At 73.4% G+C, this 12647-nt stretch carries 9 protein-coding genes; 4 read left to right on the top strand and 5 right to left on the bottom strand.

Translation table 11 applies throughout. The features are described from left to right. Nucleotides 1-83 precede the first annotated feature (83 nt). The gene (locus ACFPIJ_RS31095; RefSeq protein ID WP_380120177.1) at nt 84-2066 is read left to right on the top strand and encodes a putative bifunctional diguanylate cyclase/phosphodiesterase; all 1983 of its coding nucleotides are present in this window, start codon (nt 84-86) and stop codon (nt 2064-2066) included. A 12-nt stretch (nt 2067-2078) separates the two neighbouring features. Here the strand turns inward: ACFPIJ_RS31095 and ACFPIJ_RS31090 are convergent, their stop codons facing one another. Continuing rightward, the gene (locus tag ACFPIJ_RS31090) at nt 2079-2861 is read right to left on the bottom strand and encodes a polyprenol monophosphomannose synthase (protein WP_380120175.1); all 783 of its coding nucleotides are present in this window, start codon (nt 2859-2861) and stop codon (nt 2079-2081) included. Nucleotides 2862-3047: 186 nt separating this feature from the next. Beyond that, entirely contained in the window at nt 3048-4130 is a 1083-nt protein-coding gene (locus ACFPIJ_RS31085; protein WP_380120173.1) for a calcium:cation antiporter, read from the bottom strand. Nucleotides 4131-4230: 100 nt separating this feature from the next. Between ACFPIJ_RS31085 and ACFPIJ_RS31080 the strand changes: the two genes are divergently transcribed. Next, nucleotides 4231-5706 carry an NCS2 family permease gene (locus ACFPIJ_RS31080; protein WP_380120172.1) on the top strand — a complete coding sequence of 492 codons (1476 nt, stop codon included), beginning with the start codon at nt 4231-4233 and terminating at the stop codon, nt 5704-5706. Here ACFPIJ_RS31080 and ACFPIJ_RS31075 read toward each other — a convergent pair. Next, nucleotides 5663-6934: an alpha/beta hydrolase gene (locus ACFPIJ_RS31075; RefSeq protein ID WP_380120170.1), complete on the bottom strand. Its 1272-nt coding sequence runs from the start codon at nt 6932-6934 to the stop codon at nt 5663-5665. The two genes, ACFPIJ_RS31080 and ACFPIJ_RS31075, sit on opposite strands and share 44 nt — an antisense overlap. A 34-nt stretch (nt 6935-6968) precedes the next feature. Here ACFPIJ_RS31075 and ACFPIJ_RS31070 point away from each other — a divergent pair, with 34 nt between their 5' ends. Then, a complete protein-coding gene (locus tag ACFPIJ_RS31070) occupies nt 6969-7511 on the top strand; it encodes a helix-turn-helix domain-containing protein (RefSeq protein WP_380120168.1) in 543 nt (180 codons plus the stop codon). Nucleotides 7512-7524: 13 nt separating this feature from the next. Continuing rightward, a complete protein-coding gene (locus ACFPIJ_RS31065; RefSeq protein ID WP_380120166.1) occupies nt 7525-10701 on the top strand; it encodes an ATP-binding protein in 3177 nt (1058 codons plus the stop codon). Here ACFPIJ_RS31065 and ACFPIJ_RS31060 read toward each other — a convergent pair. After that, the gene (locus tag ACFPIJ_RS31060; protein ID WP_380120164.1) at nt 10679-11458 is read right to left on the bottom strand and encodes an ABC transporter permease; all 780 of its coding nucleotides are present in this window, start codon (nt 11456-11458) and stop codon (nt 10679-10681) included. The genes ACFPIJ_RS31065 and ACFPIJ_RS31060 overlap by 23 nt on opposite strands. Further along, on the bottom strand, nt 11455-12498 hold the full coding sequence (locus ACFPIJ_RS31055) for an ATP-binding cassette domain-containing protein (protein WP_380120162.1): 1044 nt from the start codon (nt 12496-12498) through the stop codon (nt 11455-11457). The genes ACFPIJ_RS31060 and ACFPIJ_RS31055 overlap by 4 nt, the downstream gene beginning before the upstream one ends. Nucleotides 12499-12647 lie beyond the last annotated feature (149 nt).

Raw genomic sequence — 12647 nt, 5'->3', positions numbered from 1 at the left:
CGGAGGGGTCAGATGTCCGCACGGCGGGCCGATGGCAGGGTCGGTGCTTCGGCTGACGGAGCCGTCAGACGCTCGGTCAGTCGGTGGGACAGGAGGAATTCGTGGCGCTGCGACCATCCCGGCTGCTCCGCACGGGTGCCGTGCTCGGACTCGCCACCGTCCTGTTGGGCCTGACCGGCGTCAGCGTCGTGGGCTCGACCCGGACCCGGGCCTCGGCGAACGCCGCCGTCGCCGCGACCGCGCTGGCCGAGGCGTACGAGCTGGCCGACGACGCGGTGGCCCTCGAGGAGATCGCCGAGCAGCAGTACCGGCTGGCGGCCGGCGACGCGGCCCGTGAGGCGGCGCGCGAGCTGCACCGCGGCGCGGCCGGCGCGCTCGAGGTGGCGCTGCACGACGTCGAGCTGCGCGGCGGCCCCGCCGACCGGGACCTCGCGGCCAGGGTGCGCACGCTGCACGAGTCCTATCTGACCGCGAAGGACCGGCTGTTCGACGCCGTCGACCGGGGGGACCCCGCGGCCGCGGACCGCATCGACGAGGCCGAGGTCGACCCGGTCGCGGAGGAGATCGGCGGCCTGGTCCACAGCGCCTCGGCGGCCACCGCGGCGGAGGCGGCCGGCGCGATGCGCGACCTGCACCGCGTCGAGGGCATCGTCTTCACCGCCACGGCCTCGACATTCGGCGTCGGGCTCGCGTTGCTGGTCGCGTTCGCCGTGGTCGCGGGTGGCTACCAGCGCCGGCTGCTGCGGCACGCGGCCGAGCACGAGTACCACGCCTCGCACGACGCGCTGACCGGCCTGCCGAACCGCACGCTGTTCACCGAACGCACCGCGGAGGCCCTGCACGCCGCCGAACCGGACGGCCATGGCCTCGCGGTGCTGCTGCTGGACCTGGACCGGTTCAAGGAGGTGAACGACACCCTCGGTCACCAGTACGGCGACGAGCTGCTCCGGCAGGTCGCCGCCCGGACCACCGCGGCGCTGCGGGGCGGCGACATGGTCGCCCGGCTGGCCGGGGACGAGTTCGCGGTGCTGCTGCCCGGCGCGTCGGCCGCCGACGCCGCCGGCCTGGCCGCGCGGTTGCAGAGCGAGCTGCACCGCAGCTTCGCGCTGGACGACGTGGCGGTCGACGTCGAGGTGAGCATCGGCATCGCGGTCGCGCCGGAGCACGCCGGGGACACCGACGCGCTGCTGCGCTGCGCCGACATCGCCATGTACACGGCGAAGGACAGCAAGACCGGCGCGACGCTGTACCGGCCGAACATGCACACCGAGGACGGCAACCGGCTCCTGCTGCTCGGCGACCTGCGCCGCGCCCTGGACGTCACGGACCAGCTCACCCTGCACTACCAGCCGAAGATCCGGCTCGACGACGGCCGGCCGTCCGGTGCCGAGGCGCTCGTGCGCTGGACGCACCCGACGCGCGGGCCGATCCCACCGGCGGAGTTCATCCCGGTCGCGGAGACCACCGGCCTCATCACCCGGCTCACCATGTACGTGCTGCGCCTCGCCGTCGCGCAGGCCCGCACCTGGCTCGACGACGGGCTCGTCGTGCCGATCGCGGTCAACCTGTCACCGCGCTGCCTGCTGGACCCCGAGCTGGTCGGCCACGTGACGCGGCTGCTGGAGGAGCACGACCTGCCCGCCGAGCTGCTGCGCCTGGAGGTGACCGAGACGGCCGTCATGGCGAACCCGGCCCTCGCCACCGAGACGCTCGTCGCGCTGCACCGCCTGGGCGTGCGGCTGTCCATCGACGACTACGGCACCGGGTACTCGTCGATGGCGTACCTCAAGAGCCTGCCCGTCGACGAGCTGAAGGTCGACCGCACGTTCGTCATGCACATGGACGACGACCCCGAGGACGCGGTCCTGGTCCGCGGCGCGATCGAACTCGGCCACAACCTCGGCATGTCGGTCGTCGCCGAGGGCGTCGAGGGCGCCGCGCACGTCGCCGCGTTGCAGGAGCTCGGGTGTGACGTTGCGCAGGGCTACCACTACGCCCGGCCGATGCCCCCGGCGGAGCTGACCGCGTGGCTGCGGACCAGCGCCGCCACGGCGCTGGTCCGATAGATACGGCCTGCGTCAGATCTTCGGCTGGGTGCGCTGGATCTTGCGGTGCTTCAGCCGCAGCTTGAACGGCATCGTGGCACTCTCGATCTTCGTGGCCGTGGTCATCTTCGACACGCCGTCGGTGCGCTCCTCGAAGCGGATCGGCACCTCGATGATCGTCTGCCCGAGCTTGGTGGCCAGGAAGTGCATCTCGACCTGGAAGCTGTAGCCGTTGGACTGGACCCGGTCCAGGCCGATCGCCTGCAGCGCCTCCGCGCGCCAGATCTTGAACCCGGCGGTCAGGTCGCGGATGCGCACCTGGAGCAGGGTGTGCACGTACAGGTTGGCCCAGCCGCTCAGCGCCCGCCGGTACAGCGGCCACTGCTCGTCGAGCTGCCCGCCGGGCACGTAGCGTGACCCGATGACCACGCCGGCCCGGGTGGACAGCAGCGCGCCGAGCATGCCGGGCAGCGCCTCCGGCGGGTGGGACAGGTCGGCGTCCATCTGCGCGACGAACTTGGCGCCGTCCTCGAGTGCCTTGCCGATGCCGTCCACGTAGGCCCGGCCGAGGCCCTCCTTGCCGGCCCGGTGCACCACCCGGATGCGTCCGGGGTGCTCGGTGGCGAGTTTCTCCGCCACCTCACCGGTGCCGTCCGGCGAGTTGTCGTCGGCGATGAGGATGCTCAGCCCCGGCAACGGCAGGGCGAACAGCCGCTCGACCAGCCGGGGCAGGTTGCCCGCCTCGTTGTAGGTCGGCACGACCACGGTCAGGGGCTCGTCACACCACGGCGACGGCAGCCGCACTGGCTCGATCATTACGGTGGACCATCCTCGGTTCGCCGGCGGGGTTCTTCAGAGGCAAAGGGTAGTCGGGCCGGGCCCGCCACCTGAGCACCGGGCCCCTCCCGGCGCCGCCGGCACCTCGGCGCTGCTCTATGGCTTGCGACCGGGACGTCCATGGCGTCGGCGGCGGGGGCTGCTCCGGGCCGGCGGCGAGGGCTGCTACGGGCTGGCGGCGAGGAACAGGAACGCGGCGCAGATGGACAGGTGGACGGCGGCCTGCAGCAGCGTCGCGCGGCCGGGCATGACGGTCAGGACGCCGACCCCGGCGGTGAGGGCGAGCAGCACGATCTGAGTGGCGCCGAGGCCGAGGATCAGCGGCCCGCTGAGCCAGATCGACGCGACGGCGATCGCGGGGATCGTCAGCCCGATGCTCGCGATGGCGGAGCCAAGGGCGAGGTTGAGGCTGATCTGGACCCGGTCGCGGCGGGCGTTGCGGATGGCCGCGAGGGTCTCCGGCAGCAGGATCAGCACGGCGATGACGACCCCCACGAACGAGTGGGGGAGCCCGAAGCGGGCGACGCCGGCCTCGATCGTGCCGGACTCGACCTTCGCCAGCCCGACGACCGATATGAGCGCGACGACGAGCAGCACCAGGCTGGTGATGGCCTGGCGCCGGGAGGGAAACTCGGCGTGCTCCTCGGGCGGGCCGGTGACGGGCAGGAAGTACTCCCGGTGCCGCACGTTCTGGACCACCACGAACAGCGCGTAGAGCGTGAGCGACGCGACCGCGGCGAACGCCAGCTGTGGGCCGGTGAACTGCGGTGCCGGCGCGCTGGTGGTGAAGGTCGGCAGGACCATGCTGAGGGTGGCGAGGGTGATGACGGCGGCCAGGGCCGCACCGGTGCCCTCGGGATTGAACACCGCGACGTGGCTGCGCAGCGCGGTGACCAGCAGCGACAACCCCGCGATGCCGTTGCAGGTGATCATGACCGCGGCGAAGACGGTGTCCCGGGCGAGGGTGGCGGTGCCGGGGCCGCCGGAGACCATGAGGGTGATGATCAGGCCGACCTCGATCACAGTGACCGCCACCGCGAGGATGAGCGAGCCGAACGGCTCCCCGACGCGGTGCGCGACGACCTCGGCGTGGTGGACGGCGGCGAGCACCGACCCGGCGAGCAGCGCCACCACCGCGACCTCGACGGGGATCGGCAAGTTGCGGCCCCACACCGCGGCGAGGACGCCGAGCGCGAGCGGCGGCAGGACGACGGCCGAACGGTTCAGCGATGCACCCACGGCGGGCATCTGACCGCCGTTGCCAGCATGAAACCTGCGTCCCATTGAATCCCGCGCGGCAGGTGGGATCATCGCGCGTCAGGGGGTATCTGTCAGCCAGGGAGGCTCAATGGACGAACCGTCCGCCGGTGCGGGGACCACCGCGACCACGCCGGCGCCGCACAGCGGCTTCGACCGGTTCTTCGAAATCAGTGCACGCGGCTCGACGCTGAGCCGGGAGATCCGGGGCGGGCTCGCCACGTTCTTCACGATGGCCTACATCGTGGTGCTCAACCCGCTCATTCTCGGCAGTGGCGTCGACGGCGACGGCGGCAAGCTCGCGATCGCCGCGGTTGCCTCCGCGACGGCCCTCGTCGCGGGCGTGATGACCATCCTGATGGGGGTCGTCGCCCGGTTCCCGCTCGCGCTCGCCGCCGGGCTCGGCGTCAACGCGCTCGTCGCGTTCGAGATCGCACCCCAGATGACCTGGGCCGATGCCATGGGTCTGGTGGTCATCGAGGGCGTGCTCATCGCGATCCTGGTGCTCACCGGCCTGCGCACGGCCGTGTTCCGGGCCGTGCCGACCCAGCTCAAGACCGCCATCGGTGTCGGTATCGGGCTGTTCCTGGCGCTCATCGGCTTCGTCGACGCCGGGTTCGTGCGCCGGGTACCCGACGCGGCGAACACGACGGTCCCGGTCGGGCTCGGCATCGGCGGCAAGCTGATCAGCTGGCCGGCCCTCGCGTTCTGCGTCGGGCTGCTGCTCACCGTCGTGCTGGTGGTGCGCAAGGTGCGCGGTGCGATCCTCATCGGTATCCTCGCCTCCACCGTGCTCGCGATCGTCATCGAGGCGATAGCGAAGGCGGGCCCGTCGTTCGTGGACGGCAAGCCCAACCCCAAGGGCTGGAGCCTCAACGTCCCCGTCCTGCCGGACAAGGTCATCGACAAGCCCGACCTGTCGCTCCTCGGCCACTTCAACGTCCTGCACTCGTGGCAGACCGCCGGCGTCCTGATCGTGCTCATGTTCGTGTTCACCCTGGTCATCACCGACTTCTTCGACACGATGGGCACGATGGTCGCGGTCGCGCAGGAGGGCGACCTGCTCGACGCGGAGGGCATGCCGCCACGCACCCGCGAGATCCTGCTCGTCGACTCCATCGCCGCGGCCGCCGGCGGTGCCGCCAGCACGTCGAGCAACACCACGTACATCGAGAGCGCGTCAGGCGTTGCCGAGGGCGCCCGCACGGGTGTGGCGAGCCTGGTGACCGGCGCGCTGTTCCTGGTGGCGATGTTCTTCGCGCCGCTGGTGACGGTGGTGCCGTTCGAGGCGGCGTCGGTCGCCCTGGTGGTCGTCGGCTTCCTGATGATGACGGCCGTGCGCACCATCGACTGGTCCGACTACGAGATCGCGCTGCCCGCCTTCCTCGCGATCGTGATCATGCCGTTCACGTACTCGATCTCCAACGGCATCGGCGCCGGCATCGTCTCCTACGTGGTGATCAAGGTGGCCGCCGGCAAGCCCCGCGAGGTGCATCCGCTGCTGTACGGGGTCGCGGCGCTGTTCATCGTGTACTTCCTGCGCGGCCCCCTGGAAGGGCTGTTCTGACCCACTCGGCGACGAGGCTGACCACGGCCCGGTCCACGTGCTGGGCCGGCTCGTACTCCGCCGGCGTCGACGGCCCCTTGCCTGGGAAGAACAGGTGGTTGCCGGCGTCGTGGACGTGGAAGGTGACGTCGGGGCGGTGCGCCAGCCCCGACCGCCACCGGGTGAGGTCGTCGGCGACCGTCACCTGGTAGTCGCGGGCGCCCTGGACGAGCAGCATCGGCACGTCCAGGGCGGCCGCGGCGGTGACCGGGTCGTGGTCGCGCAGGTCCAGCCAGAACGACGCGGGCAGCCCGAACGGCAGGTCGGCGGCGGGTGTGGCCGGGGTCAGCGGTCCGTCGACCAGCGCGGCCTGCCGGGTGATCGTTGCCACGGCCGCGTCGGACTCGGGGCCGGGCCGCAGGGCGGCGAGATACCGCACGACCCGCTCGGCCGAGCGCTGCATCGGCTGCGCCTCCGCGGCCAGCAGGACCAGGCCGGCGACGGCGGGATCGGCGGCCGCCACCCGCGGGGCCACCTTGCCGCCCAGGCTGTGCCCGAGGACGAACACCCGGCCGGGGTCGACGGCGGGCTGCCGGCGCAGGAGGTCCACGGCCGCGACCGCGTGCGGCACGTACTCGTCGAACACCGTGAAGCCCGGCGCCGACACGTGCGGGTGGGTGTGGGTGACCTTGTCGAACCGCAGGACCGCCACGCCCCTGCTGGCCAGGCCCCAGGCCAGGTCCTTGAGCGGCTTGTTGGCCCCGGTGGTGGCGTCGCGGTCGAATGGCCCGCCGCCACTGAGCAGCACGACACCCGGATGCGTGCCCCGGCCACGCGGCAGGCTGACGGTCCCGGCCACGGCGAGCGGTCCGGTCCCCAGGGTGACGTCGTGCTCGGCGAACCGGCGGGTCCTGGCGTAGCGCGGTGGCGTCCAGGGCTCGGTGGCCGGCGCGAGCCGCAGGCCGTGCAGCCGGCCGTCCCCGTCGACGGACATGACGACGGTGAGCCCGCCACGCTCGCAGGTCACCGGGACGCTGACGCGGACCAGGCCCGACCCCATCGGCTCGGTCGCCGGTGGGCCGACGGCGCGGACGGCGCCGCGCCGGTCGGTCTCCACCTGCCACGCCATGCGGACGGTCTCGCCGGAGACCGCAGCCCGCAGCGGCGCCGCGAACCGGTCCTGCAGCTGGGTGAATTGTCCGGCCCGCAGCAGCGCGACGACGTCAAGGGCGGTCTCGACCGTTCTCATATTTGCGAACGGTAGCACATGTAAGATTGGTGCGATGGACCCGCTGGAGCTGCTCGCGCACCCCGTCAGGCTGCGCGTCGTCCACGCGTTGCGCGGCGGGCGGACGCTCACGCCGTCGCAGCTGTGCGACCGGCTGCCGGACGTGTCGAAGGCCACCGTCTATCGCCACATCGACCTGCTGTGCGACGGCGGCGTCCTCGAGGTCGCCGAGGAGCGGCGGGTCCGCGGCGCCGTCGAACGCCACTACCGGCTGCGTCCGGACCGGGCCGTCATCGACGCCGGCACGCTGTCGTTGGACGACTACCGGCGCAGCTTCGGCATCGCCATGGCCGCGCTGCTCGCCGAGTTCGACGCCTACCTCGGCCGCGACCCCGACCCGACCGCCGACCTGGTGGGCTACCGGCAGCACGCCGTGTGGCTCAGCCGCGACGAGCTGCTGGAGCTGATCGGGGAGATGCGCCGGGCCATCCTGCCCCGGCTGGCCAACCAGGCCACGCCGCAGCGGTCGCAGTATCTGCTGAGCCCGATCCTGTTCCCCATCGACGAGCCGCTGGACGCCGCCGACCCGACGGGCTGACTAACCTGGGCCCGTGACCGTGGAGTTGATCCTGCTGGGGCGGGTGTCCTACCGGGGGCGGGAGATCGTCGGCCCCCGGCAGTGCGCCCTGCTTGCGCTGCTCGCCGGCGACCTGCGGACCGGCTGCGGCACCGCCCGGCTGGTGGACGGGCTGTGGCCGGACGAGCGGCCGGAGCATCCGGCGAAGGCGCTGCAGGTCATCGTGTCGAGGGCCCGCGCGCAGGCCGGCGCCGACATCATCGTGCGCACCGCGGTCGGCTATCGATTGGCCGTGCCGGCGGCGCAGCTGGACACATCCGCCGCGCTGCTGCACGCCTCGGCGGCCGCCGAGCTGGACCGGGCGGGCGATCACGGCGGTGCCCTCGCGAGCGCCGAGGCCGGACTGGCGTTGTGGGCGGCGGCCGAACCCAGCGATCCCGGCGGCGCCGACCCGCTGTCCGCGCTGCGCGCCGAGCGGGAGCAGACGCGGCAGTCCCTGCTGGCCGCCCGTGCCCTGGCGCTCTCGCGGCTCGGGCGGCACGCCGAGGCCGTCGGGCCGCTCATCGACCTGGCCGGGCAGCGCCCCCACGACGAGACGGTCCTGCTGGAGCTGCTGCGCGCCGAGGCGGCCACGGCCGGCCAGGCGGCCGCGCTCGACAGGTACGAGACCTACCGCGGGCGGCTGCGCGAGGAGCTCGGCGCCGACCCCGGCCACGCACTGCAGGAGGCACACCGGGAACTGCTGCGTGACGAGGCACCAGCGACCGTGCGGCGCGGCGTCCCGCACGACCCAAACCCGCTGCTGGGCCGCGACGACGACATCGCCGCGGTGACGGCGCTGCTCAGCACGGCGCGGGTCACGTCCGTGGTCGGCACCGGCGGGCTCGGCAAGACCCGGCTCGCCAACGCGGTGAGCCGCCAGGCACCGCAGCCGGTCGTGCACCTGGTCGCGCTCGCCGGGGTCGCCGCCGACACCGACGTCGCCCAGGAGGTCGCGACGGCGCTCGGCGCCCTCAACGACGGGCGCCCGGCGGAGGTCAGGATCGTCGACGCGCTCGGCACCGGGCCGGCGCTGCTGGTGCTGGACAACTGCGAGCACGTGCTGCGGGGCGTGGCCGACCTGGTCCGGGCGCTGGTGTCCGCGAGCCGGGACCTGCGGGTGCTGACCACCAGCCGGGCGCCGCTCGGGCTGTCCTCGGAGTCGGTGTATCCGCTGCCCGAGCTGCGCCTGGACACCACCGTCGAGCTGTTCCAGCAGCGGGCGCGGGCGGCCCGGCCGGGCGCCGACGTCCCCGCCGCAGCGGTGCGGGAGGTGTGCGCCCACCTCGACGGCCTGCCCCTGGCGGTGGAACTGGCCGCGGCGCGGGTCCGGGTCATGTCGGTGGCCGAGATCGCCCGCGGGCTCGACGACCGGTTCGCCCTGCTGCGCGGCGGGGCCCGGGACGCGCCGGCGCGGCACCACACGCTGCACGCCGTGATCGACTGGAGCTGGAACCTGCTGGAACCCTCCGGCCGGGCGGCGATGCGGGCGTTGTCGATCTTCCCTGGCGGGTTCACCGCCGGCGCCGCCCGGCACGTCCTCGGCGACGGCGACGTCGTGGCGGCGCTCACCCAGCTCGCCGATCAGTCGCTGCTGAAGGTCACCGACACCCCGTCCGGCACCCGGTTCCGGATGCTGGAGACGGTCCGCGAGTTCAGCACCGCGCACCGGGAGCGGGCCGGCGAGACCACGGCGGCGATCGACGGGCTCCTGGCCTGGGCCCGGGAGTTCGGCGTCACGCACGCCGGCGCGGTCTTCGGCACCGACTTCCTCCCGGCCGTCCAGCTGATCCGGGCCGACCGGGACAACCTCGTGCTGGCGCTGCGCCACGCGCTCGACCGCGAGGACGGCGCGTCGGTCGCCGCGACCGCGGCGATCCTGGCCGGGCTGTGGACCATCGAGTCGAACTTCGCGGGGATGACGGCCCTCGCCGAGCAGACCACCTGGATCCTGTCGCACGCCCGGCCGGCACCCGAACTGCTCGCGGCGACCCACACCGCGGTGCTGCTGTGCGCGTTGTGGGTGTACCTCATGCGGGGGCCGGACCCGGTGCGGCTGCTCGCCACCCTGCGCCGGCTGCCGCCGGCCCCGCCGGGCACGCTGATGGGTGCCGCCGACACGGTCGCCCGGGCGCTGACCGTGGACCTGGACTCGCTGCGGGCGCTGTGCGACAGCGACGATCCGCTGCTGGCCGGCGTGGCCAACGGCGCCGCCAGCTACGTCTACGAGCGTCAGCAGGACATCGACGGCGGGCTGCGGGCCGCCAGGACGATGCTCACCGCGTTCCGCGGCCAGGCGACGCCGTGGATGCGGGCGGTGGCGCACTCCCGGGTCGGGGAGCTGTGCCTCTACGTCGGCCGCGGCGAGGAGGCCCGCGAGCACCTGGCGGCGACCCTCGCGGTGCTGGACGACCTGCGGGAGCCCGGCGTGGCGTCGAGCGCCTCCCGGATGCGCGGTGCGATGGCCCTGGCGCACCTGCAGCGCGGCGCGCTCGACGAGGCGGAGGACTGGCTCGAGCAGACGCAGGGTGAGGGCGGCACGGACGCCGACACGCTCACGTTCGGGGCCGGGATCCGGGCGGAGATCCTGGTTGCCCGCGGCGACGTCGACGGCGGGCTGCGGTTGTGGCACAGGATCGCCGATCGGCTCCGTGACGCCGCCGCCGGCCGCGGTGACCTGCCGGGCTCGGCGGCGTGGGCGCTGGAGGTGCAGGCCACGACAGTGCTGGCGCACGCCCAGCACGACCGGCTGGACCTGGTCCGGGACATCGCCGGTGACCTGCCGCAGCTGCTGTCGCGGGTGTTCACCGCGCCCGACGCCCGCACCGACGTGGGCGACGCGGTCCGCGGCGCGCTGCTGCTCGCCCTCGCCGCGGTCGACCTCGACCCCGGGCGCCGCACCGGCGACGCCCGGGTCGCGGCGGCGGCGCGGATGGTCGCGCTCGCCGAGTCGTTCCGGTTGAAACCGGAGTTCCAGGCCCGGATGTCCGCCGTGTCCGCCCGGCACCTCGCCGCTTCCGGCGCCGCTGCCGCCTACGCTGCCGCCTACGCCGAGGCCGCGGCGTCCTACGCCGGGCTGGACCGCGACGCGCTGTTCGGTGCCGCGTCGGCGGCCCTGGCAGCGCGTCGCAGCCCGGCGGCGGGGGGCCTCACGGCCGCGGAGGCCGGTTGAACGCCGTGCGGGCCCACAGGTAACCGAGCAGCGCCAGCCCGGCGGACCAGGCGACGGCGACCAGGCCACGGTCGCCGACCGGGGTGTCCATCAGCAGCCCCCGCAGCGTGTCGATGATCGGGGTGAAGGGCTGGTTGTGGGCGAACCAGCGCACCGGGCCCGACATCGTCTCCGGGGCGACGAACGCGCTGCTGATGAACGGCAGCATCTGCACCAGGAGCAGGAACCCGGTGGTCCCCTCCGCGGTCGGCGAGGCGAGCCCGATCGCGACGGCGAGCCAGGTCAGCGCGAGGACGAGCAGCAGCACGACGCCGATCGCGGCGACCCACCGCACCGGGTCGGTGGTGGGCCGGAACCCCATCAGCAGCGCCACCCCGACGACCAGCGTGAGGCTCGCCATCGTGCGGATCGTGGCGGCGAGCACGTGCCCGGAGAGCACCGCCCCGCGGGCGACCGCCATGGTGCGGAACCGGTCGATGATCCCCTCGGTCATGTCCTTGTTGACGGCCAGGGCGGTGGTCGAGGCGCCGTAGCCGACGGTCACCAGCAGGATGCCCGGGACGATGTAGTTGATGTAGTCGCCGCTGTTGGTCATGCCGGCGTTGATCGCGCCGCCGAACACGCCGACGAACAACAGCAGCAACAGCACCGGCACCAGCAGCGAGGTGACCATCGAGGCGGGGTACCGCAGCGTGTGCCGCAGGCTCCGGCGCAGCATCGTGGTGGAGTCGGTCACGGCGTGGGTCAGCGTGCTCATCGTGCGGTTTCCTTCTCGGTCGTCGGTTCGGTGGTCTCACTGCCGGCCCGGGCGCCGGTCGGGTTGCCGGTCGGGTTGCCGGTCGGGTTGCCGGCCGGGTTGCCGGCCGGGTTTCCGGTCAGGGCGAAGAACACGTCATCGAGGTCCGGTGTGTGCACCGACAGGTCGGCGACCTCGGCCTCGACGGCGTCGAGCCGGTCGAGCAGCGCCCGCATCGACCGGACGCCACCGTCGCCGGGCACCCGCAGCGTGAGCGCCTCGTCGTCGCGCGACGACCCGTCGAAGACGCGGGCGGCCGCGTCGAGTCCGGCGGCGTCGGCGAACCGCACCCGGATGTGCCCGCCGGGGATCTGCCGTTTGAGTTCGTCCGCGGTGCCGGTGGCGACGACCTTGCCGTGGTCGATCACCGCGATCCGGTCGGCGAGCGCGTCGGCCTCCTCCAGGTACTGCGTGGTCAGGAACACCGTGACCCCGCCGGCGACGAGCCGGCGGATGATCTGCCACATGGTCCGCCGGCTGCGCGGGTCGAGCCCGGTCGTCGGCTCGTCGAGGAAGATCACGCTGGGGTCGCCGACGAGCGTCATGGCCAGGTCGAGCCGGCGCCGCATGCCGCCGGAGTAGGTCGCGGCGGTCTTCTTCGCCGCGTCGAGCAGGTCGAACCGGTCCAGCAGGTCCGCGGTCCGGCGCCGCCCCTCGGCCCGCCCGAGGTGCTGCAGGTCGGCCATGAGCTGGAGGTTCTCCTCGCCGGTGAGCAGGCCGTCGACCGCCGAGAACTGACCGGTGACGCCGATCGCGGCGCGCACGGCGGCGGCCTCCCGGTCCAGGTCGTGCCCGGCGACGGTCGCCTGCCCGCCGTCGGAGCGGATCAGCGTGGACAGGATCCGCACCGTGGTCGTCTTGCCGGACCCGTTCGGCCCGAGCAGGGCGAAGACCGTGGCGCGGGGGACGTCCAGGTCGATGCCGTCGAGCACGACGTGGTCGCCGAACGACTTGCTCAACCCGGTTGCGGTGATTGCCGACGGGGACGGGGTGGTAGCCACGTCCCTCCCTTCCGAAGTGCCGCTGTGGCGCCGTCCGCCACGACTGCACCGATCGTGCGGGCCCCCGCATTCAGTGCGGCTTCACCGGGTTTCAGGCCGCTTCCAGCCGATCGATGACGCGAGCTTCATGGCGGAAACACTCAGACGTT

Origin of the sequence: Dactylosporangium cerinum, from assembly GCF_042653625.1 — a bacterium.
Classification (GTDB): Bacteria; Actinomycetota; Actinomycetes; order Mycobacteriales; family Micromonosporaceae; genus Dactylosporangium; species Dactylosporangium cerinum.
The sequence above is the reverse complement of the archived record's forward strand: the minus strand, read 5'-3'. Positions and strand labels throughout refer to the sequence as shown.

Coding starts and splice junctions, on each gene's coding strand:
- ACFPIJ_RS31070 (WP_380120168.1), top strand. CDS start 6,969: ATGGACCCGCTGGAGCTGCTCGCGCACCCCGTCAGGCTGCGCGTCGTC.
- ACFPIJ_RS31075 (WP_380120170.1), bottom strand. CDS start 6,934: ATGAGAACGGTCGAGACCGCCCTTGACGTCGTCGCGCTGCTGCGGGCC.
- ACFPIJ_RS31060 (WP_380120164.1), bottom strand. CDS start 11,458: ATGAGCACGCTGACCCACGCCGTGACCGACTCCACCACGATGCTGCGC.
- ACFPIJ_RS31085 (WP_380120173.1), bottom strand. CDS start 4,130: ATGCCCGCCGTGGGTGCATCGCTGAACCGTTCGGCCGTCGTCCTGCCG.
- ACFPIJ_RS31080 (WP_380120172.1), top strand. CDS start 4,231: ATGGACGAACCGTCCGCCGGTGCGGGGACCACCGCGACCACGCCGGCG.
- ACFPIJ_RS31090 (WP_380120175.1), bottom strand. CDS start 2,861: ATGATCGAGCCAGTGCGGCTGCCGTCGCCGTGGTGTGACGAGCCCCTG.